This is a genomic window from Mesorhizobium sp. P2_A12, assembly GCF_056405075.1.
This window is the reverse complement of record NZ_JBFUCU010000005.1, coordinates 263,919-289,499: the sequence shown is the minus strand read 5'-3', so window position 1 is coordinate 289,499 and position 25,581 is coordinate 263,919. Positions and strand designations below refer to the sequence as shown.

Genomic DNA, 25,581 nt, shown 5'->3' with positions numbered 1-25,581 from the left:
GTGTCGAGATTTAGGTCAGGCTGGCATCACCTAATTCTCAACACACCTAGGAAGCGAGCCGGTCGACGCGGCCGGTCTCCGGGTCGATGCCGTACTCCTTGAGCTTCCGGTAAAGCGTCGAGCGGCCGATGCCGAGGCGGCGGGCGACTTCGCTCATCTGGCCGTTATAATGGTCGATGGCGAGCTTGATCATCTCGAGTTCGACATCAGCCAGCGCGCGCACATTGCCGCGTTCGTCGAGCGCCCGCAACGTGCCGAAGCGAGGCTGCAGCCTGGCCAGCGGATCAGGCTCGATCGCCAGGACAGCCTCGCCTGACGAGACTTCCTCCTCGCCCGGCTCCGTGTCCAGCGGCAAGGACGCGGACGGCGAAACGCCATCGGCGTCGAGGTTGACGGTGCCTTCCACCTGCGCCCGGATCTGCGGGAAGTCCTCCGTGGTCAGCACATCGCCTTCGCAAAGCACCGAGGCCCGGAAGACGGCATTCTCGAGCTGCCGGATGTTTCCCGGCCAGTCATAGGCCTGCAGTACGGCAAGCGCCGCGGCTGAAATGCCTTGCAGGCGATGACGCGGGTCGGCCGGCGCCACCTTCTCCATGAAATGCGTGACCAGATAGGGGATGTCGTCGCGGCGGTCACGCAGCGGCGGCACGAAGATCGGGTAGACGTTCAGCCGATAGAACAGATCCTCGCGGAACTTGCCGTCCTTGACCCGCTGCAGGAGGTTGCGGTGCGTCGCCGAAATCAGCCTGATGTCGACCCTGACGGTCGAGCGTCCGCCGACCGGGTCGACCTCGCCATCCTGCACGGCGCGCAGCAGCTTGACTTGCACGTCGAGCGGCAGGTCCCCGATCTCGTCGAGAAACAGCGTTCCTGAATGCGCCTCGACGAACTTGCCGGTGTGCTTCTCGGTGGCGCCGGTGAACGAGCCCTTCTCATGGCCGAACAGGATCGATTCGACCAGATTGTCGGGAATGGCGCCGCAATTGACGGTAACGAAGGGTTTCGAGCGGCGGTCGCCGCTGCCCTGGATGGCGCGCGCCACCAGTTCCTTGCCGACGCCGGACTCGCCCTCGATCAGGATCGGGATGTTGGATGCCGCCGCCTTCTGGCCGAGGCGGATCACCCTGTCCATGGCCGGGCTGTGCGTGACCATGTCCTTGAAGGTCAAAAGCCCGCCACGCCGGCGCGACGTACGCTTGACCTCGCCCTCGACCGCCTCGACCTTGAGCGCATTGGCGATCGACGCCTGCAGCCTGTCGGGAGAGGCCGGCTTGACGACAAAATCGAAGGCGCCGTGACGCATTGCCGAAACCACGGTCTCGATGCCGCCCTGGGCGGTCTGCACGATCGTCGGGACATTTATGTCGCGCTCGCGCATCGCCTTCAGCACGCCGATGCCGTCGAGACCGGGCATGACCAGATCAAGGATGACCACCGAAACCTCGCGGGCGCCGGGCCCGTCGAGGACATCGAGCGCGGCCGCGCCGCCATCGACGACGGTTGCCGCGTGGCCGAAGCGCGTCACAGCTGCTTCGAGCAGCCGGCGCTGCACGGGATCGTCATCGACTATGAGTATGGAACCTGTCATGACTGGTACGACTATGCCCGCCCGAGGAATTTTGCCCTGTGGACCATCTTGGCACAGGGTTCTAAATAAGGTTTCAAAAAACCCGGTGAATGAATTCCTTAGGATTTGACCGGCTTCTCTTTTCCCCTTTGAACCTCGGCCACGGAAGGTATCGGCGATGCACATGGTTTCTGGGCACATGGTTTCTGCTCGGCGGCTAACGGCGCCAGCCTCCGGTCAGGGTGCGGCCGAGCTTGGCGACCTGCCGGAGTGGAACCTTGCCGATCTCTATGCCGGCATGGAGGCACCGGAACTGAAGCGCGACATCGCCAAGGCCGCAGCCGACGCGATCAGCTTCGAGACCCGCTGGAAGGGTACGCTGGCCGCCGAGGCCGAGCGTGGCAGCGCCGGCAGGCTGGGCGAGGCGCTTGTCGCCTACGAGGCCCTGGAGGAACTGATTGGCCGCATCGTCTCCTATGCCGGGCTGGTCTATGCCGGAAACACCGCCGACCCGCAGCGCGCCAAGCTCTATGGCGACATCCAGGAGAAGATGACCGACGCCAGCGCGCACCTTCTGTTCTTCGCGCTCGAACTCAACCTGATCGATGACGGCGCGATCGAAGGCGCGCTTGCTGGCGATCCCGCGTTCGGCCACTACCGGCCCTGGGTTCTCGATCTGCGCAAGGACAAGCCCTACCAGCTCGAAGACCGCGTCGAGCAGCTTTTCCATGAGAAATCGATCACCGGACGCGGTGCCTGGAACCGGTTGTTCGATGAGACGATGACCGACCTTCGCTTCGATATAGATGGCGAGGAATTGACGCTTGAGCCGGCGCTGAACCGCTTGCAGGATGCCGACGGCGACGTCCGCCGGCAGGCGTCCGAGGCGCTGGCAGCGACCTTCCGCAAGAATCTGCGCACCTTCACGCTGATCACCAACACGCTGACCAAGGACAAGGAGATTTCCGACCGCTGGCGCGGCTTCGAGGACATCGCCGATTCACGCCACCTCGCCAACCGCGTCGAGCGCGGTGTGGTCGACGCCCTGGCAGCCGCCGTTCGCGACGCCTATCCGCGCCTGTCGCACCGCTATTACCAGATGAAGGCGCGCTGGCTGGGCATGGAGGTGATGAACCACTGGGACCGCAACGCACCGTTGCCGGATACGCCGCAGGCGATCATCGGCTGGGACGAGGCCAGGAACACCGTGCTCTCCGCCTATCAGCGCTTTTCGCCCGACATGGCGGAAATCGCGCGCACCTTCTTCGACCGCAACTGGATCGACGCGCCGGTGCGTCCGGGCAAGTCGCCCGGCGCCTTCGCGCATCCGACCGTGCCGTCGGCGCATCCCTATGTCCTGCTCAACTACATGGGCAAGCCGCGCGATGTGATGACGCTGGCGCATGAGCTTGGCCACGGCGTGCATCAGGTGCTGGCCAGCGGCCAGGGCGCGCTGATGGCCTCGACGCCGCTGACGCTGGCCGAGACGGCATCCGTCTTTGGCGAGATGCTGACCTTCCGCTCGCTGCTCGACCAGACCACCGACAGGCGCGAGCGCAAGGCCATGCTCGCCCAGAAGGTCGAGGACATGATCAACACTGTCGTGCGCCAGATCGCCTTCTACGAATTCGAGCGCAAGGTGCATGCCGAGCGCAGGAATGGCGAACTGACCTCCGACAGGCTCGGCCAGTTCTGGCTGGAAGTGCAGGCCGAAAGCCTCGGGCCGGCGATCAAGTTGCGCGAAGGCTACGAGGTGTTCTGGACCTACATCCCGCACTTCATCCATTCGCCCTTCTACGTCTATGCCTATGCTTTCGGCGACTGCCTGGTGAATTCGCTTTACGCGGTCTACCAGAATGCCGAGCGCGGCTTCCAGGACAAGTATTTCGAAATGCTGCGCGCCGGCGGCACGAAGCATCATTCCGAACTCCTGGCGCCCTTCGGCCTTGATGCCACCGATCCCGCCTTCTGGCAGATTGGGCTTGGCGTCATCAGCGGCCTGATCGACGAGCTGGAAACACTCGACGCTTGAACGCGCCCGTAGGTCTCATCTGCTCACAAAACAGTCTAGCCGGGATGCATATTGGGACCGCTTATTCTTGGCCCAAATATCCGTTCTTGAAGTACTCTCTATGGAAGTTTTCCGATAGCTTTCCACAAGCCCTATGATAGCCTTCCTTCCAAGCTCAGCCGGAGCGCATGGGGATCGGCGAGGGAAAGTCTCAGCCGGCCGCGGCGCCTTGGCGAACGCGACAACGGCCGTTGGCCATGGCAGGCAAAGCCGATCGCCGACAGCTCCAACCGAAGCCGGCTGTTCTGCGAACCGCGGAACCACCATCGACTAGTCCTTTCGCCGAAGGTCATGAACCCATGCCACGGCAGACGGATCTGATTGGAGAGTGAGACAATGGGCACTTTTTTCTACATGCTCCTGGCGTTCCTGGTAGGCGTGTTGGTGGGCTGGTTCCTCTGGGGACGCCTGCGCGGTGAACTCGACAGCTTGCGCGGCGACCTCGACCGCACGCGCAGCGAGCGCGACAGGCTGCGCGCCGACAACGACCGCTTGACCGGTGAGCTCGATGCATGCGGCAAGACCCGCACCGACCTTGAGCGCCGGTTGCGCGAAGCGCAGGCAGCGCCAGCTGCAGGAACTGGCGCGGCAAAGGCCGCGAGCCCGGCGCCGGCTGCCCTGATGTCGACGCCAGCCGCGGCCAAATCGGTGCCGGCGGCGGCCAAACCGGCGCCAAAGAAGCCGGCGGCGGCCAAGGCAGCGCCCGGCGCTGCCAAGTCCAGCGCACCGAAGTCCGACGCATCCAAAGCCAGCGCCCCAAAGCCAAGTGCCGCGCCAAAAGCGGCAGCGCCGGCGAAAGCCACGGCGGCCCAGCCAGCAGCAGCCAAGCCAGCAGCGGGCAAGCCCGACAATCTGCGCCGGCTGATCGGCATCGGCCCGGCCAACGAGAAGCTGCTCAAGGCACAAGGCGTCACCAGCTTCGCTCAGATCGCCGCCTGGACAGCCGCCGATATCAAGCGGATCGAGGATGTCATGAACTTCGACGGCCGCATCGCCCGCGAACGCTGGATCGAACAGGCCAAGCTGCTTGCCGCCGGTAACGAGACGGAATTCGCCAAGCAGTTTCCGACTGCGGGAACCGCCAGCAACACCTGATCGGCGAAAGCAGGATTATGACAAACGGCGGTGCCCAAGGCGCCGCCGTTTGTTCTTGGCCGCAATATCGACCCGGAGCTTGACCCAGGAGGTCGGCCCAGGAGGTCGGCTTTGAGGGGCAGCGTGCCGTTCCCTCGATTGCGCGCGGGCGGCCCCCCATATAGAGCGGTCGACGGCTTCATTGAGCGCAGCATCCGAGTCCCATGTCCCTGCCCGCCGCAATTTTCCGCAACGACGAAAGCGCGCGCCAGCTCGTCTTCGACCGGCCGGCCGACATCATCGTGGCGCATGAGGCAGAGGACTTCCTGCCGGCGCTGGCGGCGGCGCAGGCGGCGCATGACGCCGGCAGATGGTTGGCCGGCTATTTTTCCTATGAAGCGGGTTATCTGCTCGAACCGAAGCTTGTTCCCTTGCTGCCGAAAGGGCGCCGCGCTCCACTCGTGTGCCTTGGGGTGTTCGACGCGCCGGTCGAAGAGGCGGTGCCGCCCCGCAACGCAGCGGCGACCAATGGCCCGATCTTCGACGCGCGGGCGACATGGTCGCTCGAGGATTACGAGAAGCGGTTCTCGCGGCTGCACCAGCACATCAGGCAAGGCGACTGCTACCAGGGCAACCTGACCTTTCCAATTCATGCGCAATGGTCCGGCGACCCGTTGGCCGCCTTCGATGCGCTGACCGAACGCCAGCCGGTGAAATATGGCGCGCTGGTCGCGCTCGGTGATCCTATCGTGCTGTCGCGCTCGCCCGAACTGTTCTTCGAGATCGACGCCGCAGGCATGATCGAGACGCATCCGATGAAGGGCACGGCACCGCGCGGCGCCACCAAGGCCGAGGACGAGCGGCAGAAGATCTTCCTGCGCAACGACGAGAAGAACCAGGCCGAGAACCGGATGATCGTCGATCTCCTGCGCAACGATATCTCGCTTATCAGCGAAGTCGGCACGCTGGACGTGCCGGCGCTGTTCCGCATCGAGACCTATCCGACAGTCCACCAGATGGTGAGCGACGTCAGGGCAAAACTGCTGCCGGGTCTCAGCATCCGCCAGGTGTTCGCTGCACTGTTCCCGTGCGGCTCGATCACCGGCGCGCCAAAAATCCGTGCCATGGAAATCCTGCACGATCTGGAAGGCACGCCGCGCGACGCCTATTGTGGCGCCATCGGCTGGATCGCACCCGGCGGCACGATGCGCTTTTCCGTGGCGATCCGCACCATCTCGCTCTTTTCCGGCGGCGAGGCCGTCTACAATGTCGGCGGCGGCGTCGTCTTCGATTCGACGGCTGAGGAGGAGTATCAGGAGTGTCTGCTGAAAGCGCGCTTCGCGACGGGAACACCGCCGACTTCCAGCTGATCGAGACCATGCGTTGGGAACCCGGCTCGGGCTTCCTGCGCTTCGATCGTCATCTTGCGCGCCTCTATGGCTCGGCAGCGGAACTCGGTTTTGCCTGCGACCCGCAAAGGATCGGCGACGTGCTGGGCAATGCGGTCAGCGGATCCGGCATCGCGTTGCGCACGCGCCTGGCCTTGTCGCGCGACGGCGAAGCGACCGCCTCGGCACAGCTCTATGAACCGCTGGCCGCCGACAAGGTCTGGGTGCTGCGGCTGGCGCGGACAAGGCTCGATTCGCACGACACGCTGCTGCGCCACAAGACCAGCCGGCGCCAGCTGTACAGCCGTGCCCGCGCCGAATATCTCATCACCCAGGCCGACGAGGTGCTTCTGGCCAATGAGCGCGGCGAGATCTGCGAAGGCACCATTACCAACGTCTTCGCCGATCTTGGCGATGGCATGCTGGCGACGCCGCGGCTCGACTGCGGGTTGCTGCCTGGCGTACTGCGCGCCGAGCTTCTGGATGAAGGCGGTGCCCGCGAAGCGTTCTACAGCTACGGCGATCTGCAGTCGGCCAAGGCGCTCTTTGTCGGCAATTCGCTGCGCGGCTTGATTCCCGCAAAGCTGGCGTGACCGGGAGAATGCTATGTTCGTCGTTTCGCTGAACTACAAGGTGCCGCTGACCGAGATCGACCGCTTGCAGGCGGCCCATATCGAATGGCTGAAGGCCTGCTATGCGGACGGCATCTTCGTCGCCTCCGGCCCAAAGAAACCGAGAACCGGCGGCATCATCATCGCGCAATGCCCGCGCGAAGTGCTCGACGCCAGGCTGGCAGCGGATCCCTTCGCCATGGCCAACGCAGCCGACTACGAGGTCACCGAATTCCTGGCGAGGATGACCACCGCCGTCCTGGACGATTTCAGGGAAGCATGAGCTTGGCCGAGGCGCTGCCCACCCATACGCCTTATGACGGCTCGTCGAAACTCTTCAGCATCGGGCTGAAGCCGCTCGATCCGGCAGACTGGATCGAGGTCGACGACCATCTGCTGCCGTATCTGGCCGAGAAGCGCCGGCTCTATGCCGAAATCCCCGAGCGGGTTTTCGTCGAGGAGGACGGCACGCGGGACGCCCAGCGGGAAGTGCTCGACTTGCTCGGCGCGTATCTGCCGGGGCGATTTCCGCGCACCCATCGCCGCACCGATGCGGGCATCGAGGTGATGGGCGCCGTGAACCGCCCCGCCCTGCCTTCCGGTCTCGACGGCGCACCGCTCGTCGCCGCCTCGCTGTTGGTCCAGGAAGACCTGATCCTGATGCGCCGCAACGACAGCGGCTGGCGGCTTGTCGCCGGCTCTTTGTGCTTCCCCTCATCCTGGTCGCTGCTCGAAAAATTCGGCAAGCCGTTGCAGCAAATCCACGAGCCCGTACCGGGCTTCGGTCCGGGCACGCGGCCGGCCGAGCTGATCAACCGCATGTTCGACGGCCTTCAGGGCCAGGCGGTCGAGCGCTTCAACTGGTCGATCCAGGCCGACAATGCGCTCTATCATCCGCTGTCCAATGTCGAGCGCATCGACCGCGCCACCAGCCGGCCGACACGCTTCCCCGATGGTGACGTCAGGGCGCACGCCTTTATCCGCGTCGAGCGTCAGACGTTGCGCAAGCTGCCGTCCTCGCGCGACATCCTGTTCACCATCCGCATCCACCTCGACCCGCTCGCCGTGTTGGAGCGGCACCCGGACCGGGCGACGCTCGCAGTCTCTTTCGCCGCCCAGCTCGAAGGGCTCGATCTCGCCCAGCTCGACTACAAGGGCCTGACTTCTGACCGCGACCGGCTGATTGCCGTCCTTAACCACATGGCCAATGACGCGTAGCCCCGGTTGGCGCTTTTCGCTGGTTTGTGACAATGATCTGTGATGTAGCGCATGGCCGCCGGGCAAGAATGCCCGGTTTTGCATGTGTTTTCCCAGTTTCCTGGGTTTTGAGGAGTGCTCGATAAAATGGCGAATGAAAACTGGCCCGTTTACGGTGAGATCACCGGCCCTGTCGTGATGATCGGCTTCGGCTCGATCGGACGGGGGACGCTGCCGCTCATCGAACGCCATTTCACGTTCAACAAGTCGCGCATGACGGTCCTCGACCCACGCGACACCGACCGCAAGCTGCTCGACGAGCGCGGCATCGCCTTCGTCCAGGAAGCGGTGACCGAGAAGAACTACAAGAAGCTTTTGACGCCGCTTCTGACCAATGGCGGCGGCCAGGGCTTTTGCATCAACCTGTCGGTCGATACCGGCTCGGTGGATCTGATGCGCCTCTGCCGCAAGCTCGGCGTGCTCTACATCGACACCGTCGTCGAGCCTTGGCTCGGCTTCTACTTCGATGCCCAGGCCGACAATGCCAGCCGCACCAACTACGCGCTGCGCGAAGCGATGATCAAGGAAAAGCACGACAAGCCCGGCGGCGCGACGGCGGTCTCCACCTGCGGCGCCAATCCCGGCATGGTCTCGTGGTTCGTCAAGCAGGCGCTGGTCAACCTCGCCACCGATCTCGGCCTCGAGTTTTCAGAGCCGACGCAGGATGACCGCGAGGGCTGGGCCAAGCTGATGAAGAAGGCCGGCGTCAAGGGCATCCACATCGCCGAGCGCGACACCCAGCGCACCAAGAAGCCGAAGCCGATGGATGTGTTCTGGAACACCTGGTCGGTCGAGGGCTTCATTTCCGAGGGCCTGCAGCCTGCCGAGCTCGGCTGGGGCACGCATGAGACGTGGATGCCGAAGAACGCCAAGAAGCACAAGCACGGTTCGAAGGCCGCCATCTATTTGGAGCAGCCCGGCGCCAACACGCGCGTGCGTTCATGGTGCCCGACGCCTGGGCCGCAATACGGCCTCCTGGTCACGCACAACGAGGCGATCTCGATCGCCGATTTCTTCACCGTGCGCTCCAGGAAGGGCAAGGTTCAATACCGTCCGACCTGCCACTATGCCTATCATCCCTGCAATGACGCGATGCTGTCGCTGGACGAGATGTTCGGCGCCGCAGGCAAGCCGCAGCCTGTGCACCACGTGCTCGACGAGAATGAACTGGTCGACGGTGTCGACGAACTCGGCGTGCTGCTCTACGGCCACGACAAGAATGCCTACTGGTACGGCTCACATCTTTCGCTGGCCGACGCGCGCAGGCTGGCGCCCTATCAGAACGCTACCGGCATGCAGGTCACCTCGGCGGTTCTCGCCGGCATGGTCTGGGCTCTGGAAAACCCTGAAGCCGGTATCGTCGAGGCCGATGAGATGGACTACAAGCGCTGCCTGGAAGTGCAGTCGCAATATCTGGGACCGGTCAAGGGCCACTATACCGACTGGACGCCACTCGATAACCGGCCCGGCCTGTTCCCGGAAGACCTCGACCGCAGCGACCCGTGGCAATTCCGCAACATCCTCGTCCGATAGCGCTCTGCTAGGGATACTCCCTTGCCTTGCAATCGCCCGGAAATCGGGCGATTGAAGGGGTGCGGCCTAGAGCGACGTGCGTCCAATCGGAAGCACAAAGTACGCTCTAGCACTTTGGGTGTGCGCATCGAGCATCCCAAAAATCGATTCCGATTTTTGGGCCGATGCGAGAGGAGAGGATTTCATAATGAACATTGCGCGCAAGATTGTTTGGATGAGCGTTGCAGCAGCTGTAGTGGGACTTGCTGGCTGTGCGACCAGCGGCCCGGATGAACCGCCGATGGCGGCTTCGCCGAAAGGTGTCGAAGGCTCCTGGATCGACGCCAAGGGCACCGGCCTTTCGACCTTCGCCAGCGGCACCTTCACGACCGTCGCCACCGACACCGGCCAGAAGCTTGCCGATGGCAGCTACACCATGACCGGCGCCACGTCGGTGCAGATCAACGGCACGTCGCTGATCCGCCAGACCGCGGTCAGCTTCAACTGCCTGATGGTGTCGACTAGCCAGCTCAACTGCACCAGCTCCAGCGGCCAGAACTTCGTGCTGACACGGCGCACCTGAGCCAGCGAGCATTCGCTTCCCCAGGGGGCGGCGGCCATTGGCCGCCGTCCCTTTTTTATGCCGGCAAAAGTCCCCGGATTTCCGCTTGCGTCATCTGGAACGCGATGGGAACATGCTCCAAACGCCGACTGTTATGTTCCAGTCAAGCAAGAGCGTTAAACGCCTCTGATCAGCCTTCCGGGAGACGAAGATGAAGAAATTTGCCGCCATTGCCGCCCTCTCCGCCTCGACGCTCGCTCTGTCGTCCGGCGCATCCTTTGCCGACTACACGCTGAACATCCTGCACATCAACGACTGGCACAGCCGCATCGAAGGCAACAACAAATATGAATCGACCTGCTCGGCCGATGAGGAGACCAAGGGCGAGTGCATCGGTGGCGCGGGCCGGCTGATCACCGCCATCGCCCAGGAGCGCAAGAAGCTGGAAGGCCAGAACGTGCTGTTGCTCAGCGCCGGCGACAATTTCCAGGGATCGCTGTTCTACACGACCTACAAAGGCAAGGTCGAAGGCGAATTCCTCAACGAGATGAAGTTCGACGCCATGGCGCTCGGCAACCATGAATTCGACGATGGTGAGACGGCGTTGGCGCCGTTCCTCGACATGATCAAGTTCCCGGTGCTCGGCGCCAATGTGAAGGCCAACGCGCAATCCAAACTCGGCGACCGCGTCAAGCCGTCAATCGTCGTCGAGGTCGGCGGCCAGAAGATCGGCATCATCGGCGCGGTGACCAATGACACCCCAGAACTCGCTTCCCCCGGCCCCAACATCACCATCGAGGACGACGTCAAGTCCATCACCGCCGAGGTCGAGAAGTTGAAGGGCGAAGGCGTCAACAAGATCATCGCCGTGACCCATATCGGCTACAAGCGCGAGCGCGACGTCATTGCCAAGATCCCAGGCATCGATGTGGTCGTCGGCGGCCACAGCCACTCGCTGCTGTCGAACACCGACCCGAAGGCGGAAGGCCCCTATCCGACGATGGTCGACAATCCCGACGGCTACAAGGTGCCGGTCGTGCAGGCGGCGTCCTATTCCAAATATCTCGGCGAGTTCAAGGTGGTGTTCGACGACAATGGCGTCGTCAAATCGGCCAGCGGCGACCCGATCTATCTCGACAAGTCGATCACCCCTGACCCGGCTGTGCTCGCCCGCATCAAGGAGCTTGGCGCGCCGATCGAGGCGTTGAAGAACAAGGAAGTGGCCGAGACCACCGACGTCATCGACGGCAGCCGCGAGAACTGCCGCACCCGTGAATGCGCGATGGGCAACCTCGTCTCCGACGCCATCCTCGACCGCGTCAAGGGACAGGGCGTCGAGATCGTCATCTCCAATGGCGGCGGCCTGCGTGCCTCGATCGACAAGGGCACCGTGACCATGGGCGAGGTGCTGACCGTGCTGCCGTTCCAGAACACGCTGGCAACCTTCCAGATTTCCGGCAAGGACCTGGTGGCCGGCCTCGAGAACGGCCTCAGCCAGATCGAGGACGGCGCCGGCCGCTTCCCGCAGGTCGCCGGCCTGAAATATTCCTTCGACAAGTCGGTTGCGCCCAATGCCGGTCGCGTCAAATCGGTGGAAGTCATGGAAGGCGGCGCTTGGACGCCGATCAATCCGAACAAGGACTACCTCGTCGCCACCAACAACTATGTCCGCCAGGGTGGCGACGGCTACAAGATCTTCGCCGACAAGGCCAAGAATGCCTATGACTACGGTCCGGGCCTCGAACAGGTGGTTGCCGACTATCTCGGCGCGCACCGGCCTTACACGCCCAAGCTCGATGGCCGCATCACGGAGATCGCCGCGACCGTCGCGGCGGCGCCAACTGCCCCGGCAGCTGAGCCGGCCAAACCTGCCGAAGCAAAGCCCGTTGAGGCTGCGCCTGCAATGCCCGAACTGCCCGCCAAGTCGGGCGATATTGCCAACACACCGCCGGCCGTATCGACAGAGACAGCGCCGGCCGCACCGGCCAAACCTGCGGAAGCGGCACCGGCGCCCGCCCCCGCCGAACCGGCAAAGCCCGCCGAGGCCGCGCCGGCCGAAAGCAGCCATGTCATCGTTGCCGGCGACACCTATTGGGATCTGGCAAAGAAGGCCTATGGCGATGCGACCAAGTGGAAACTGATCTACGAGGCCAACAAGGGCCAAAGGCCTCACCGGCTTGCGCTTGGCGCAACCCTGACCATCCCGCCAAAGTAAGGTTGCTTCGCCTCTTTCAACGACGCGCCCGCCCGGGAAACCGGGCGGGCTTTTTCGTTGCCTGCTAAGGTGCGGCCAGACGCTGCATTGAAAACTGGCGTGGCATCGCTAGTTTCGCGCCGTGTCCGGAGACCATGTATGACCCTTTCCAGTCCTGCCGATCCCAAAGCCGCGAAGGCCGGCGGCCCGTTGCCCGCCGGGCATCCGCCGGTCAAGGCTGGCAAGATCGGTGTCATGCTGGTCAATCTCGGCACGCCGGACGGCACCGATTTCAAGCCGATGTGGCGCTATCTCCGTGAATTCTTGTCCGATCCGCGCGTCATCGAGCTCAACAGGGCGATCTGGTACCCGATCCTCTATGGGCTGGTGCTCACCAGGCGGCCGAAGGCGTCGGGCGCCAACTACGCCCGGATCTGGAACCGGGACAGGAATGAATCGCCCTTGCGCACCTACACCCGCGCTCAGGGCGAAAAGCTGGCCGAGGCGTTGCGCGATCTGCCGGAGGTCGTCGTCGACTGGGCGATGCGCTACGGCAACCCTTCGACCGCGAGCGTCGCCCAGGGGCTGGTCGAAAAGGGCTGCGACCGCATTCTTTCATTCCCGCTCTATCCGCAGTACTCGGCGACCACCACCGCCACCGCCAACGACCAGCTATTTCGTGCCCTGATGAAGATGCGCCGCGCACCCGCCATCCGCAGCGTGCCGCCTTACTACGATGAACCGGTCTATATCGAAGCGCTGGCGCGTTCGATCGAGCGGCATCTGGCCACGCTGGATTTCGAACCGGAGGTTGTCATTGCCTCCTTTCACGGCATCCCGAAACCCTATTTCGAGAAGGGCGACCCTTATCATTGCCACTGCCAGAAAACGACGCGGCTGTTGCGCGAACGGCTCGGCTGGGATGACAACAAACTGATCATCACCTTCCAGTCGCGCTTCGGCGCGCAGGAATGGCTGCAGCCCTACACCGACAAGACCGTGGAGAAACTGGCCAGGGACGGCGTCAAGTCGATCGCCGTCGTCAATCCGGGCTTTTCGGTCGACTGCATCGAGACGCTGGACGAGATCGGCCGCGAGGCGGCCGAGACCTTCCATCACGCCGGCGGCAAGAACTTCGCCCACATACCTTGCCTCAACGATAGCGCCGAGGGGATGGCGGTGATCGAGGCGATGGTACGGCGCGAACTGTCCGGCTGGGTCTGACACCGGAACAACACAAGCTCCGGGGCGTTGTGCAGCACCTCCGGAGAATTTGATGCCTCGCAAACTTGACCTCAGAAGCGGCCGGCCTGTCTGGTCCGCCTACCGGGCGCCTGCGGTCCCGACGGCCGCGCTGACCCGTGACGCCAAGGCTGACGTGCTGATCGTCGGCATGGGCATCAGCGGCGCCATGACGGCCGAGGCGCTGACGGCGCACGGTCATGCGGTGATCTGCATCGACCGGCGCGGCCCGCTGAAAGGCTCGACGTCCGCCACCACTGCTCTCGTGCAGTTCGAAATAGACCAGCCGCTTTCAGTGCTCTCGAAGATGATCGGCAAGACCTCGGCGGAGCAGGCCTGGCGGCGCTCGCGGCTCGCCGTTTCCAACCTCGCTGCCCGCATTGCCGAACTCGACATCAACTGCAGCCCGAGCTGCAACCCGTCGCTCTATCTGGCGGGCACTCTACTCGGCCCGTCGGAACTCAGGAACGAGGCCGAAGCGCGAAGACAGGCAGGCATCGCCGCGACCTATCTCACGGCGGCACCGCTGGCGGAGAAATTCGGCATCGACCGCGAAGGCGCCATCCTCAGCCACGGCAACATCGCCCTCGATCCGCGCAAGCTGACGGCCGGGCTGCTGCTGAAGGCCGCGGAGCGCAAGGCGCGCTTCCATGCCCCCGTTGAAGCAACGGCGATCGAGGACAGTGCCGATGAGGTGGTCGTGGCAACCAGGGATGGCCCCACCATCACGGCCAGGCATGTTGTTCTGGCCACTGGCTACGAACTGGTCGACATCGTGCCGGCGGCCGCCCACCGGATCATCTCGACATGGGCGATCGCGACACGCCCGCAACCGCGAAAGATCTGGCCGCGGGCAGCGTTCATATGGGAGGCGTCGGACCCGTACCTCTATATGCGCGCGACATCAGACGGCAGGGTCGTCTGTGGCGGCGAGGACGAGGACTTTATCGACGAGACGCGGCGCGACGGGCTGATCGCCGACAAGAGTGCACGCATCGCCGAAAAACTTGGGCGGCTGTTCCCGCATCTCGACGTCAGGCCCGAATTCGCCTGGACCGGTTCGTTCGGCACCACGACCACCGGCTTGCCCTATATCGGCGCCATTCCCAGGCACCCGCGCATCCACGCCGTGATGGGTTACGGCGGCAACGGCATCACTTTCTCGCAGATAGCTTCCGAAATTGTCTCGGCCTCGATCAACGGGCTGAGCGACACGGATGCAGAGTTGTTTGCTTTCAACCGCCGATAGCAAACCTACAAACAATCCATCATCACCTGATTGTAACGCACTTGAAACACACTTAAGTCTTTGTTGAAGCCGGCTGCGAGAGAATGGCTTTCGCGGCCTGCCTCTGAGGGAGAGCCAAATGGATTTCAGTGGTTTCGATATTGCGGTCATTGTTCTGGTCGCGCTTGTCGTGCTGGTGCTGTTCAAAGGCATCAAGACAATTCCGCAAGGCTATAACTATACGGTCGAACGTTTTGGCCGTTACACCAAGACACTGAGTCCAGGCCTCAATCTCATCACGCCTTTCGTCGACCGCATCGGCGCCAAGATGAACATGATGGAGCAGGTGCTCGACGTTCCGAGCCAGGAAATCATCACCCGCGACAACGCCATCGTCGGCGTCGACGGCATCGCCTTCTACCAGATCCTCAATGCGGCGCAGGCCGCCTACCAGGTTGCCGGACTGCAGAACGCCATCCTCAACCTGACGATGACCAACATCCGTACCGTCATGGGCTCGATGGACCTCGACGAGCTGCTGTCGAACCGCGACGCCATCAACGAGCGCCTGTTGCGCGTCGTCGACGAAGCCGCGCATCCGTGGGGCATCAAGATCACCCGCGTCGAGATCAAGGACATCAACCCGCCGGCCAACCTGATCGAATCGATGGGTCGCCAGATGACGGCCGAGCGCAACAAGCGCGCGCAGATCCTCGCCGCCGAAGGCCTCAAGCAGTCGCAGATCCTCGAGGCCGAGGGCCGCAAGGAAGCCGCCTTCCGCGACGCCGAGGCGCGCGAGCGCTCGGCCGAAGCCGAAGCGCGCGCCACGCAAGTGGTGTCGGAAGCAATCTCGAAGGGCGACGTGCAGGCGCTGAACTACTTCGTGGCGCTGAAATACACCGAAGCGCTTGGCAGGATCGGAACGGCCACCAACAGCAAGATCGTGCTGATGCCGATGGAAGCCTCGTCGCTGATCGGCACGCTTGGCGGTATCGGCGAAATCGCCAAGGAAGTCTTCCGCAGCGAAGGCACGGCCGGCGCTGCCCGGCAGGCCGCCCGCCCGCCCGTGGTTCGCCCAAGCGAGAACTGAGGGGTACACTCCCATGTTGGACCGCATCATTTCCGAACTCGGCCCGTGGAACTGGATGGTTCTGGGCTTCGTCCTGCTGGTGATGGAAATCATCGCGCCAGGCATCTTCATGCTTTGGATCGGCATCGCCGCCTTGATCATCGGCGCGGTGTCGCTGTTGATCTGGGATGCCGGTTTCTGGACCTGGCAAGTCCAGGTCCTCGCCTTCCTGGCGCTGTCACTGATCTCGGCCTATGTCGGCAAGAAACTGGTCGGTGGTCGCGATGATCCGACCGACCAGCCGCTGCTCAACCGGCGCGGCGCTCAGATGGTCGGCAAGATGGCGACGCTAGCCGAACCGATCCGAGACGGGCGTGGCCGCATCAAGCTGGGCGATACGCTGTGGCGTGTCTCCGGCCCCGATCTGCCGGCCGGCACCCAGGTGCGGGTGACGGCTGCGGCCGACACGGATCTGGAACTGGCCGTGGAGCGGGTCTGATATCGAAGCATTGGTTTTGGGAAATCCGAGCGTGGCTGGAAAATGTCATCCAGTCGCGATTGTGGCCGCTTCGTTTCTCGCTTTTGTCAGGACGGCATCGTCCCGCGCAACCGCAAACCTGTCACAATACGCATCGAGGTGGTTCTGGCCCCTATCCGCCTCTCTGATGGCGATGAGGACCAAGCCCCACGCGAGGTCCGTTTGCACATAATTTTCCAACGAAAAGCGTCGAAACTCCATCTTCGATCGTCGTTCGAAACTATCAGCAACGTCGTTTAGCGAAGTGATTCCGGACCAGTCCTGTCGTGCCGCATCGAGCACCTTCAAGGCGGCGTGTGCGACTCGATCATCGCGATCATTGCTGTAAAACGAGCACCAGCTAGGGATCCGGCCTGATAAGTCAATGGGGTCGATACAGAGATCGAAGTTTGCCGACTTCGCTGTCCTTTTCCACCGTAAGCTTCCACCTCTGGAAATTGGAACAAAGTCGACTGAGAGGCCCCAGCAGGCAGAGAAGGTCATCCCTTTCATCGCCTGAAATTTCAGCAGATAACGGATATGATCTGTCGAGCTTCCCGCCCAGGACAGATCGCCCACTCGTTGAAAATCAGGCGCCAGGCTGCCTTCCAATGCTCCAGCGACGATGTCGCCCAACACTTTTCCACATTGCGGCGGACGACTAAAGTCCGGCCGCCGACGAAATCTTTCGATTAGGCTGGAGAACATCTGACCTCGTCAACGGCAATCGTGAGCTAGGGCTTTGCAAGCAATCATTGCCGATCGCAACAGGTCGAATCAAGTCGTCCAGAGCGGCTTGAGTTAGACTAGGCCGCGCCGATGCGCAGGAGATCGTGCAGGTGGATCAATCCGACCGGCCGTCTGCCTTCCACCACCATCAGACTGGTGATGGCTGAATTGTTGATCGTCTGCAGCGCCGTTGCCACCAACGTGTCCGGCGACGCCGTCTTCGGTCCTTTTGTCATCACCTCATCCACCGTCATTGCCAGCAGATTGCTGCCGATGTGACGCCTTATGTCACCGTCGGTGATGATGCCCACCAGCGCGCCGTCGGCGTCGGTGATCGCCACGCAGCCAAATCCCTTGCTCGACAGTTCAAGGATCGCGTCCTGCATTCCGGTGCCCGAGACCACCAGCGGCAGCCTGTCGCCGACATGCATGATCTCGTGGATCTGCGTCAGGTTGGCACCGAGCTGACCACCGGGGTGAAAGGTGCGGAAATGGTCCGGCGTGAAGCCGCGCGCTTCGAGCAGGGCGATCGCCAGGGCATCGCCCATCACCAGTTGCAGCAGCGTCGACGTCGTTGGCGCCAGGCCGTGTGGACAGGCTTCAGGCGCGCGGGGCAGCAGCAGCATGACGTCCGCGGCTCGCGCGAGCGCCGATGTCTCTCCGGCGGTGATGGCGATAAGCGGAATGGAGAAGCGCCTGGAATAGGCGACAATGCCCATCAGTTCCCTGCTCTCGCCCGACCACGACATGGCGATGATGGCATCGTCCCTGGCAATCATACCGAGATCGCCGTGATTGGCTTCGGCGGGATGGACGAAAAAGGCCGGTGTGCCGGTCGAGGCCAGCGTCGCCGCGATCTTCGAACCGATATGGCCGCTTTTGCCGACGCCGGTGACGATCAGCCGACCCTCGATCTTCGAGATCATCTCGACGGCCTGGGCGAAAGGCTCAGCCAGTCCGTTCTCGAGTGCCTCGGCAAGGGCCGCGACACCAGCCTGCTCCGTTGCCACCGTTCTCAGCGCCGAAGCGATCGAGGCTTGCCTGTCCAAAGGCTTCTTATTCAGGGATCCCGCATGCATGGCTGATGCGATTAGCGCGTTGCCGCCCGCCTGTCCAACAGAAATGGCCCCACGGTGCTTCGGGACAACGATAAGCAGGCAACCAGAAGGCTTAACGCACGCCGCATGAAACCCTTTGAAAATCGGCACTTGAGGTCGCTGGCGGGTTGCCGCCTCAACCCTCCGTTAACCATCCCCATTTACGGTTCGGTAAGTATGGCGCGCGTGCGCCGCGCAAGCAGTGGTGAAGATGTCCGGGGGCCAGCCAGAAAAATCAGGAAGACGAAAGGGCAAGGCTGCCTGCGCCTTGCTGCTGGCGACCAGCATGCTTGCCTTGCTGCGCCCAACGGCGCTCCATGCCCAGGAAACGGAGCTGCGCGGCGAGGTCTCCGAAACGGCGATCCTGTCCGACCAGCAGCGCAAGGCGAGACAGCTGGCTCTGGCAGCCCAAGGCCAGCAGGCGCCGGCCAACGCCGCGCAGGACAATGCGCCGGCACGAACCTACCTGCCGGCCAGCGCCGGCGCGGTGGCTGACGACACGGATATCGACTCGGCGACTGCGACCGGCAGCGTGTTCGATCCGCCTTCGGCCACCGACGATGCCTCCGCCGATACCGCGGCACCGCCAAAACCTCGTCGCCGGCCATCGACTGCCAGACAAAGTGCGGCGGATCAGGCCAAGGACAAGGCGGCCGGCAAGTCGAAGAAGAAAAAGTCGACGGCCGCGGCCACGGACGCCGCGACCACGGGTGCCATCACCTCCCCGACGGACGACGACACCACCGAAGCGGATCAGGAGGCAGCCAACCGCCGCGCCGTCACCATCGACAGCGTCGACAGTCAGAAGCTTGACCGCGGCGCCGAACGCACCGCCTCCATCGAAGGCCAGGACAAGAAGGCCGAGGACGATCCGTTTGCCGCCACCGGCGTCAAATGGGGCTCTTTCGTCATTCGGCCGACGATCGAACAGGGCCTGACCGCCACCTCGAACGGCGACGCGAGCAGTGCCGGCACGTCGGCGCTGCTGTCCGAGACGGCGCTGCGCTTTTCCGCCGCCTCCGACTGGCGTGAGAACTCGGCGACGATCGACGGCTATGGCCTTTTCCGCGAGACCGTGTCGGGCTATTCAGTTCACAACGAGCAGGGCCGCATAGAAGGCCAGCTCAACGTCGACCTCGACAACGAGCTGCGCGCCATCGCCAAGCTCGGCTACGAGGCGGTGCCGGAATCGGCCTCCTCGCCGGACGCCATTGCTGGCGTCAACACGCAGCCGCTGCGGCAGACCGTGGACGGCAGCCTCGGCATCGAGAAGGACGTCGGCAAGATGCGCTATGCGTTGACCGGCGCGGTGACGCACGACTTCTATGGCGACGCCGAGCTTTCGGACGGCACCACGTTGTCGCAGAAGGACCGCGACTCCACACTCTATACGGCAACCCTGCGCACGGGCTACGAGATTTCTCCGGCACTCACCCCCTTCACCGAAATCGAGGTCGGCCGCCGGACTTATGATCAACGCATCGACACCGATGGGTTCGAGCGCTCGTCGAAGCGGCTGGGCGCGCGCGCCGGCCTTGAGCTCGACATGGGCGAGAAGCTGTCGGGCGAATTCTCGGCCGGCTGGCTGAGGGAGGCGATCGACGACGATCGGCTCGAAGCAATTTCGGGTGCGACCGTCAACGCCGACCTCAAATGGTCGCCGGAACGCGGCACGACGATCGGCCTGACCGGCCTGACCACCGTCGAGCCCACGACCACCGCCGGGCAAAGCGGCGATATCCTTTATTCAGGCCGCTTGACGGGCGAGCGCCAGATCCGCGCCAACCTAACCGGAAATGCGGCTCTGGGCCTGGATTGGCGCGATTATATCGGCGTTGACGGCCATGACAGGACCTTGAGCGCCGAGGCCGGCCTGACATGGTGGCTGAACCGCTATGCCGGCCTCACCACCCGGGTGAGGACCGAAAAACTGACCAGCAACCTGCCGGGCCGCGACTACACGGCCAACAGCATCTTCCTGGGCGTGAAGGTGCAGCGCTAAGGTCTGCACACGCATCAAGGCTATGTCGAGATTTAGGTCGGGCTGGCGTCACCTGAATTATCGACATGGCCCTAGAAGGCGGCGCCGCGACGCTCCGACGGTTTCAGTTCGTCGAGAAGCGTGCGGATGACGCCGGCCATGCTCTCGTTCATGTCGCTGCGCCACAGCGCGAAGGCGACATTGGCCTCGACGAAGCCTTCCGGCGATCCGCAATCGAAGGTACGGCCCTGATAGTGGTAGCCATAGAAGGGCTGCTGCTTTTCCAGCTTCAGCATCGCGTCGGTGAGTTGGATCTCGTTGCCGGCGCCCTTTTCCTGGCCTTCGAGGATCTTGAAGATCTCCGGTTGCAGGATGTAGCGCCCATTGATGTAGAGATTGGACGGTGCGGTGCCGGTCTTCGGCTTTTCCACCATCTCGGTGATGCGGAAGCCGTGATGCGTGTCCTCGCCACGGCCGACGATGCCGTATTTGTGGGCTTCGGCCGGGTCGCATTCCTGCACCGCGATGATGTTGTTGCCGGTTTCCTGGTAGAGTTCGACCATGTCCTTCATGCAGCTCTGTTCTGACTGCATGATCATGTCGGGCAACAAAAGGGCGAACGGTTCGTCGCCGACCAGCTCGCGCGCGCACCAGACGGCATGGCCAAGGCCGAGCGGCACCTGCTGGCGGGTGAAGCTGGTCTGCCCCGGCGCCGGCTGCAGGCGTTGCAGGCGGGCGAGCTGGTCGTCCTTGCCGCGCTGGGCGAGCGTGTCATAGAGCTCGAACTGGACGTCGAAATGGTCCTCGATGACCGCCTTGTTGCGGCCGGTGACGAAGATGAAATGCTCGATACCGGCCTCGCGCGCCTCATCCACAACATATTGGATCACTGGCCGGTCGACGACCGTCAGCATTTCCTTAGGGATGGCCTTGGTGGCCGGGAGAAACCGTGTGCCGAGACCGGCGACCGGGAAGACTGCCTTGCGAACTCTCTTCATACTGTCAATTATCCATTTGATGGCCTGCTCCGCAATCCCCGTTTCAAGACATTTTCACGCCGGAATTGAGGACTACCGAGCAACTGAGGGGAACATTCCCCGGTAAAGCTTTGAGGCGTCTTTTCGTTCCCGGCAGCACCTATGGTAAACTAATTCCTAACCTGGTTCGGCGATGAATGGTCTTTCCTGAGACAGAGAAAGGGGAAAAGATGTCCGTTCGCAGTGCCGCAAAGCGTTTTACCGGCGTCATCGCGGCAGCCAGCCTCTCGCTCGCCCTGCTGATGCCCGGCCCGGCTTTCGCCGATGCCAGCTTCCGGCAGTGGGTCGCCGGCTTCCGCGCCACCGCCGTGCAGAGCGGCGTTTCCGGTGCCCTCTACGACCAGGCCTTCAGGGACATCAGGGATATCGACCCGGTGGTGCTGGAAAAGGCGCGTACGCAGCCTGAATTCACCGCACCCGCCTGGGACTATTTCGACAACCGCGTCCATGACCAGTCTGTCGCCGTCGGCCAGCAAATGGCCAAGAAGTGGAAGCCATGGCTGGACAGGATCGAGGCGAGGTTCGGCGTCGACCGCTACATTCTGCTCGCCATCTGGTCGATGGAATCCAACTATGGCGAAATCCTCAAGCGCGACGACATCATGCGCAACGTCGTGCGCTCGCTGGCGACCCTGGCCTATGCCGATCCGAAGCGGGCGAAATTCGCCCGCACCCAGCTGATTGCCGCACTCAAGATCCTGCAGACCGGCGATATCGACGAAAGCCATCTGAGCGGATCCTGGGCCGGCGCCATGGGCCACACCCAGTTCATCCCGACCAGCTATCTGCACTATGCCGTCGACATGGACGGCAACGGCAAGCGCGACATCTGGAATTCGATCCCCGATGCGCTGGCGACGTCCGCCAATCTGTTGAAGAAGAATGGCTGGCAGGCCGGCAAGACCTGGGGCTATGAGGTCGCCTTGCCGGCCGGCAAGCTTCCTGGCGGCTCGAAGACGCTGTCGCAATGGCAGGCGCTCGGCGTCGTCAGGGCCAACGGCAAGCCGTTCAAGAACGGCTCCGACAAGGCGACGCTGAAAGTGCCGGACGGCCGCGGCGGGCCGGCCTTCCTGATGATCAAGAATTTCTCGGTCATCAAGGCCTACAACAATGCCGACAAATATGCGCTTGCCGTCGGTCTTCTCGCCGACGAAATCGCCGGCTCCAGCGGTCTCGTGCAGGACTGGAAGCGGCCCTTCACCAAGCTCACTTTCGAGGAAAGGCAGGAGCTGCAGAAACGGCTTTCCCAGCATGGCCTCTACGACGGCAAATTCGATGGCAAGATCGGCGACGGCTCGAAAACCGCCATCATGGCCTTCCAGGCCAAGGCCGGATTGGCCCAGGACGGCTATCCGAGCATGGAAGTGCTGAAGTGGCTCCGGCAGAAATAGAGCCACCTGCGGTGCCGCGCGGCCTTTCGGACGCGCAAAGGACACTGTAGCAATCTGTTTGGTGCAATGACCTTCGAAAAGTCGACGCGACTTTTCAAGGCAGTGCGCCACGGGATGGAGGAAACGATTGGCTTCGGCTGCGCGCATCGCAGGGCTTGTTCGTCGCATGCCGGTGCTGATTCTGGCCGTCGTCGTGCTCGCCGTCGGCGTGGCTGGCGCCTTCCATGCGCCGGCCATGGCGCAGGAGCAGCAATACCGCGGCTGGTCGCTGCGCGACCTTTTGTTCCCACGCCGCAGCGAGCGGATCGAGCCGCCGCTGAACATCCAGAAGGCGAAGCCAAAGCCGCGCAAACCCCGCGTCCCGCGTGCGCCGGCCGAGCCGCAAATGCCGATCGCCGAGAAAGTCCCTGATGCCCGCACCGTCCTGGTGGTCGGCGATTTCATGGCGTCCGGGCTTGCCGAAGGTCTCGACACCGCCTTCGCCGAGAACACCGGCATCAGGATCGTGGCTCGCAGCAATGGCTCTTCCGGCTTCGTGCGCGATGATTTCTACAACTGGCCCGAGCAGATCAAGACGTTGATCGAGACCGAAAAACCGGCCGCCGTGGTCGTCATGCTGGGTTCCAACGACCGTCAGCAGATGAAGGTAGGGGATGTGCGCGAGCCGCCCCGATCCGAGAACTGGACCAAGGAATATGAGCGCCGCACCGATGCGCTCGGCAAGGCCATCGCCGACGCCAAGGTGCCCTTCCTTTGGGTTGGCATGCCGGCCTTCCGGGTACCGAAGATGACCTCCGACATGCTCGCCTTCAACGACATCTACCATCAGGCCGCCGAAAGCCATGGCGGCGAATTCGTCGACGTCTGGGACGGCTTCGTCGACGAGAACGGCGCCTTCGTCACCAGTGGACCGGACATGAACGGCCAGCCCGTGCGGCTGCGTGCCGATGACGGCATCAATGTCTCGAAGGCCGGCAAGCGCAAGCTCGCCTTCTATACCGAGAAGCCGCTGATGAAGATCCTCGGCCTCGCCGCGCCGGGAAGCGTGGCCCCGGCGACCGCGCCGGCGGGCGCTCCCGTCGAAGCGCCTGGGCCGGCCGCCGCGCCCATCGTCATCGACCGCACCGCGCCGATGCTGCTCAGCGATCCGGCACTCGACGGCGGCTCCGAACTTCTGGGCGCAGCCCCGCCGGCAAAAGCCAATCCGGATCTGCCCGGTGAAAAACTGGTGGTCGAGGGCAAGGCGCCGCAAGCCTCGCCCGGCCGCGCCGACGATTTCTCCTGGCCACCCCGGACGCAGCCTGCTTCGGCGGCGGCGGCACCCGGCACGACGACGGCGATCAACCCTTAGAAGCTCCCCTGAGCCCGTTTCGAAATTCGCTCCCGCGAGTCATATGGTGGCGGTTTCGAGAACCGGCGCGGAGCGTACGTTTAAGTACGTGAGCACCGGAAGCGCAGAAAACGCCTCCAGATGGCCGCGGGAGTAGAATTTCAAACGGGCTCAGCTCGGCAGTACGGTCGACCCCATCAATGCCTCGTCGATCGAACGCGCTGCCTGGCGGCCCTCGCGGATCGCCCAGACGACCAGCGACTGGCCGCGACGCACGTCGCCGGCCGCATAGAGCCTGTCGACGCTGGTCCTGTAGTCGCGGTCATTGGCTTCGACGTTCCTGGAACGGCGGCTGTCGGTGACGATCTTCATCTGGCCGTCCAATTCCCCAACCAGGCCGGCCGTGGCCGGGCCGGCAAAGCCGATGGCGATGAAGGCGAGATCGGCGCGGATGACGAATTCGGTGCCGGCGATCGGCTTGCGCTTCTCGTCCACCTCGCAGCATTTGACGCCGGTCAACTGGCCTTCCTCGCCGATGAACTCGAGCGTCGCCACCTGGAATTCGCGCTCCGCCCCTTCGGCCTGCGAGGACGAAGTGCGCATCTTGGTCGCCCAGTAAGGCCATACAGACAGCTTGTCTTCCTTCTCCGGCGGCTGCGGTCGGATGTCGAGCTGCGTGACGCGCACGGCGCCTTGGCGGAAGGCGGTGCCGACGCAGTCGGACGCGGTATCGCCGCCGCCGACGACGACGACATGCTGGCCGCCGGCGATGATCGGATGCGACGGCCAGGCCACCGACTGGATCGGCTCGCCGCCGACCCGCCTGTTCTGTTGCACCAGATAGGGCATCGCATCATGCACGCCGCCGAGATCGTCGCCGGGAATGCCGGCCGCGCGCGGCGTTTCGGAACCGCCGCAATAGAGCACGGCGTCATGTTCATCGAGCAGTTCGGCAACCGGCTTGTCGACACCGACATTGACGCCGCAATGGAAGGTCACGCCCTCGCCCTGCATCTGCTCGATGCGCCGGTCGATATAGTGCTTCTCGATCTTGAAGTCGGGAATGCCGTAGCGCATCAGCCCGCCCGGCCGGCTTTCGCGCTCATAGACATGGACGTCGTGGCCGGCGCGGCCAAGCTGCTGGGCAGCCGCCATGCCGGCCGGGCCGGAGCCGATGACGGCGACGCGCTTTCCCGTCTTCTTCTCCGGCGGATAGGGCCTGATATGACCGGTCTCATAGGCCTTGTCGGCGATCGCCTGCTCGACCGTCTTGATGGCGACGGGAATGTCCTCGAGGTTCAGCGTGCACGCTTCCTCGCAGGGCGCGGGGCAGATGCGACCGGTGAACTCCGGGAAGTTGTTGGTCGAATGCAGGTTGCGGATCGCGTTGTCCCAGTCGCCATTGTAGACGAGGTCGTTCCAGTCCGGGATCTGGTTGTGGATCGGGCAGCCCGTCGGTCCATGGCAGAACGGAATGCCGCAATCCATGCAGCGCGCGGCCTGTTTCTCGACCTCCTTGTCCGACATCGGCAGCGTGAATTCGCGGAAATGCCGGATGCGGTCGGAGGCCGGCTGGTACTTGTGCACCTGCCGGTCGATTTCGAGAAAGCCTGTTACCTTGCCCATAGTCCAGTTCCTGCTGTCCAGATGGTGCGGTTTTCGCCGCACCCGTTAACCTCTTGAGGCAGCCATGGCAACCTTGCCTTCGAGGTCAAACTTTCGAT

At 63.4% G+C, this 25,581-nt stretch carries 21 protein-coding genes; 16 read left to right on the top strand and 5 right to left on the bottom strand.

What is annotated here, in order from left to right:
- Positions 1–46: 46 nt before the first annotated feature.
- Positions 47–1,588: a sigma-54-dependent transcriptional regulator gene (locus AC1DZU_RS15250; RefSeq protein WP_477285918.1), complete on the bottom strand. Its 1,542-nt coding sequence runs from the start codon at positions 1,586–1,588 to the stop codon at positions 47–49.
- Positions 1,589–1,766: 178 nt separating this feature from the next.
- Here AC1DZU_RS15250 and AC1DZU_RS15245 point away from each other — a divergent pair, with 178 nt between their 5' ends.
- The 13 genes from AC1DZU_RS15245 (at position 1,767) to AC1DZU_RS15185 (ending at position 16,274) form a co-directional block, all read left to right on the top strand.
- The gene (locus AC1DZU_RS15245; RefSeq protein WP_477286085.1) at positions 1,767–3,599 is read left to right on the top strand and encodes a M3 family oligoendopeptidase; all 1,833 of its coding nucleotides are present in this window, start codon (positions 1,767–1,769) and stop codon (positions 3,597–3,599) included.
- 375 nt (positions 3,600–3,974) lie between these two features.
- Positions 3,975–4,733 (top strand): proton-conducting membrane transporter, encoded by a 759-nt coding sequence (locus AC1DZU_RS15240; protein WP_477285916.1) that lies wholly within the window; start codon positions 3,975–3,977, stop codon positions 4,731–4,733.
- A 203-nt stretch (positions 4,734–4,936) separates the two neighbouring features.
- The gene (locus AC1DZU_RS15235) at positions 4,937–6,082 is read left to right on the top strand and encodes an aminodeoxychorismate synthase component I (RefSeq protein ID WP_477285914.1); all 1,146 of its coding nucleotides are present in this window, start codon (positions 4,937–4,939) and stop codon (positions 6,080–6,082) included.
- Positions 6,031–6,693, top strand: coding sequence for an aminotransferase class IV family protein (locus AC1DZU_RS15230; RefSeq protein ID WP_477285912.1), 663 nt, complete (start codon positions 6,031–6,033; stop codon positions 6,691–6,693). The genes AC1DZU_RS15235 and AC1DZU_RS15230 overlap by 52 nt, the downstream gene beginning before the upstream one ends.
- A gap of 13 nt (positions 6,694–6,706) precedes the next feature.
- Positions 6,707–6,994, top strand: coding sequence for a YciI family protein (locus AC1DZU_RS15225; RefSeq protein ID WP_477285910.1), 288 nt, complete (start codon positions 6,707–6,709; stop codon positions 6,992–6,994).
- Positions 6,991–7,929: a heme-dependent oxidative N-demethylase family protein gene (locus AC1DZU_RS15220; RefSeq protein WP_477285908.1), complete on the top strand. Its 939-nt coding sequence runs from the start codon at positions 6,991–6,993 to the stop codon at positions 7,927–7,929. Before AC1DZU_RS15225 ends, AC1DZU_RS15220 begins: the two co-directional genes overlap by 4 nt.
- A 126-nt stretch (positions 7,930–8,055) precedes the next feature.
- Positions 8,056–9,501, top strand: a complete 1,446-nt coding sequence (locus tag AC1DZU_RS15215; protein WP_477285906.1) for a homospermidine synthase — start codon at positions 8,056–8,058, stop codon at positions 9,499–9,501.
- Positions 9,502–9,688: 187 nt separating this feature from the next.
- Positions 9,689–10,063, top strand: coding sequence for an outer membrane lipoprotein Omp10 (gene omp10, locus AC1DZU_RS15210; protein ID WP_184876625.1), 375 nt, complete (start codon positions 9,689–9,691; stop codon positions 10,061–10,063).
- Positions 10,064–10,253: 190 nt separating this feature from the next.
- Entirely contained in the window at positions 10,254–12,257 is a 2,004-nt protein-coding gene (locus tag AC1DZU_RS15205; RefSeq protein ID WP_477285904.1) for a 5'-nucleotidase C-terminal domain-containing protein, read from the top strand.
- A 138-nt stretch (positions 12,258–12,395) separates the two neighbouring features.
- Entirely contained in the window at positions 12,396–13,460 is a 1,065-nt protein-coding gene (hemH, locus tag AC1DZU_RS15200) for a ferrochelatase (protein ID WP_477285902.1), read from the top strand.
- 52 nt (positions 13,461–13,512) lie between these two features.
- A complete protein-coding gene (locus AC1DZU_RS15195) occupies positions 13,513–14,727 on the top strand; it encodes an NAD(P)/FAD-dependent oxidoreductase (protein ID WP_477285900.1) in 1,215 nt (404 codons plus the stop codon).
- Between the two features lie 118 nt (positions 14,728–14,845).
- Positions 14,846–15,796, top strand: a complete 951-nt coding sequence (locus AC1DZU_RS15190) for an SPFH domain-containing protein (protein ID WP_477285898.1) — start codon at positions 14,846–14,848, stop codon at positions 15,794–15,796.
- A gap of 13 nt (positions 15,797–15,809) precedes the next feature.
- Positions 15,810–16,274: an NfeD family protein gene (locus tag AC1DZU_RS15185; RefSeq protein WP_477285896.1), complete on the top strand. Its 465-nt coding sequence runs from the start codon at positions 15,810–15,812 to the stop codon at positions 16,272–16,274.
- Positions 16,275–16,319: 45 nt separating this feature from the next.
- Here AC1DZU_RS15185 and AC1DZU_RS15180 read toward each other — a convergent pair whose 3' ends face one another.
- Both AC1DZU_RS15180 and AC1DZU_RS15175 read right to left on the bottom strand, forming a co-directional pair.
- Positions 16,320–16,928: a hypothetical protein gene (locus AC1DZU_RS15180; RefSeq protein ID WP_477285894.1), complete on the bottom strand. Its 609-nt coding sequence runs from the start codon at positions 16,926–16,928 to the stop codon at positions 16,320–16,322.
- A gap of 170 nt (positions 16,929–17,098) precedes the next feature.
- Positions 17,099–18,100 (bottom strand): KpsF/GutQ family sugar-phosphate isomerase, encoded by a 1,002-nt coding sequence (locus AC1DZU_RS15175; protein WP_477285892.1) that lies wholly within the window; start codon positions 18,098–18,100, stop codon positions 17,099–17,101.
- 229 nt (positions 18,101–18,329) lie between these two features.
- On the opposite strand from AC1DZU_RS15175, the gene AC1DZU_RS15170 reads away from it, so the two are divergent.
- Positions 18,330–20,120 carry an outer membrane beta-barrel protein gene (locus AC1DZU_RS15170; protein WP_477285890.1) on the top strand — a complete coding sequence of 597 codons (1,791 nt, stop codon included), beginning with the start codon at positions 18,330–18,332 and terminating at the stop codon, positions 20,118–20,120.
- A 71-nt stretch (positions 20,121–20,191) separates the two neighbouring features.
- On the opposite strand, the gene galU is transcribed toward AC1DZU_RS15170, so the two are convergent.
- A complete protein-coding gene (gene galU / locus AC1DZU_RS15165; RefSeq protein ID WP_477285888.1) occupies positions 20,192–21,097 on the bottom strand; it encodes a UTP--glucose-1-phosphate uridylyltransferase GalU in 906 nt (301 codons plus the stop codon).
- A gap of 209 nt (positions 21,098–21,306) precedes the next feature.
- Between galU and AC1DZU_RS15160 the strand changes: the two genes are divergently transcribed.
- On the top strand, positions 21,307–22,527 hold the full coding sequence (locus AC1DZU_RS15160) for a lytic murein transglycosylase (RefSeq protein WP_477285886.1): 1,221 nt from the start codon (positions 21,307–21,309) through the stop codon (positions 22,525–22,527).
- Positions 22,528–22,654: 127 nt separating this feature from the next.
- On the top strand, positions 22,655–23,878 hold the full coding sequence (locus tag AC1DZU_RS15155; protein ID WP_477285884.1) for an SGNH/GDSL hydrolase family protein: 1,224 nt from the start codon (positions 22,655–22,657) through the stop codon (positions 23,876–23,878).
- Between the two features lie 150 nt (positions 23,879–24,028).
- Here AC1DZU_RS15155 and AC1DZU_RS15150 read toward each other — a convergent pair whose 3' ends face one another.
- Positions 24,029–25,483, bottom strand: coding sequence for a glutamate synthase subunit beta (locus AC1DZU_RS15150; RefSeq protein WP_477285882.1), 1,455 nt, complete (start codon positions 25,481–25,483; stop codon positions 24,029–24,031).
- Between the last annotated feature and the right edge of the window lie 98 nt (positions 25,484–25,581).

What these genes read in the sequence shown, in the direction of transcription:
- AC1DZU_RS15250 (WP_477285918.1), bottom strand. Translation starts at nt 1,588, where the DNA reads ATGACAGGTTCCATACTCATAGTCGATGACGATCCCGTGCAGCGCCGG.
- AC1DZU_RS15245 (WP_477286085.1), top strand. Translation starts at nt 1,767, where the DNA reads ATGGTTTCTGCTCGGCGGCTAACGGCGCCAGCCTCCGGTCAGGGTGCG.
- AC1DZU_RS15240 (WP_477285916.1), top strand. Translation starts at nt 3,975, where the DNA reads ATGGGCACTTTTTTCTACATGCTCCTGGCGTTCCTGGTAGGCGTGTTG.
- AC1DZU_RS15235 (WP_477285914.1), top strand. Translation starts at nt 4,937, where the DNA reads ATGTCCCTGCCCGCCGCAATTTTCCGCAACGACGAAAGCGCGCGCCAG.
- AC1DZU_RS15225 (WP_477285910.1), top strand. Translation starts at nt 6,707, where the DNA reads ATGTTCGTCGTTTCGCTGAACTACAAGGTGCCGCTGACCGAGATCGAC.
- AC1DZU_RS15220 (WP_477285908.1), top strand. Translation starts at nt 6,991, where the DNA reads ATGAGCTTGGCCGAGGCGCTGCCCACCCATACGCCTTATGACGGCTCG.
- AC1DZU_RS15215 (WP_477285906.1), top strand. Translation starts at nt 8,056, where the DNA reads ATGGCGAATGAAAACTGGCCCGTTTACGGTGAGATCACCGGCCCTGTC.
- omp10 (WP_184876625.1), top strand. Translation starts at nt 9,689, where the DNA reads ATGAACATTGCGCGCAAGATTGTTTGGATGAGCGTTGCAGCAGCTGTA.
- AC1DZU_RS15205 (WP_477285904.1), top strand. Translation starts at nt 10,254, where the DNA reads ATGAAGAAATTTGCCGCCATTGCCGCCCTCTCCGCCTCGACGCTCGCT.
- hemH (WP_477285902.1), top strand. Translation starts at nt 12,396, where the DNA reads ATGACCCTTTCCAGTCCTGCCGATCCCAAAGCCGCGAAGGCCGGCGGC.
- AC1DZU_RS15195 (WP_477285900.1), top strand. Translation starts at nt 13,513, where the DNA reads ATGCCTCGCAAACTTGACCTCAGAAGCGGCCGGCCTGTCTGGTCCGCC.
- AC1DZU_RS15190 (WP_477285898.1), top strand. Translation starts at nt 14,846, where the DNA reads ATGGATTTCAGTGGTTTCGATATTGCGGTCATTGTTCTGGTCGCGCTT.
- AC1DZU_RS15185 (WP_477285896.1), top strand. Translation starts at nt 15,810, where the DNA reads ATGTTGGACCGCATCATTTCCGAACTCGGCCCGTGGAACTGGATGGTT.
- AC1DZU_RS15175 (WP_477285892.1), bottom strand. Translation starts at nt 18,100, where the DNA reads ATGCATGCGGGATCCCTGAATAAGAAGCCTTTGGACAGGCAAGCCTCG.
- AC1DZU_RS15170 (WP_477285890.1), top strand. Translation starts at nt 18,330, where the DNA reads ATGTCCGGGGGCCAGCCAGAAAAATCAGGAAGACGAAAGGGCAAGGCT.
- galU (WP_477285888.1), bottom strand. Translation starts at nt 21,097, where the DNA reads ATGAAGAGAGTTCGCAAGGCAGTCTTCCCGGTCGCCGGTCTCGGCACA.
- AC1DZU_RS15160 (WP_477285886.1), top strand. Translation starts at nt 21,307, where the DNA reads ATGTCCGTTCGCAGTGCCGCAAAGCGTTTTACCGGCGTCATCGCGGCA.
- AC1DZU_RS15150 (WP_477285882.1), bottom strand. Translation starts at nt 25,483, where the DNA reads ATGGGCAAGGTAACAGGCTTTCTCGAAATCGACCGGCAGGTGCACAAG.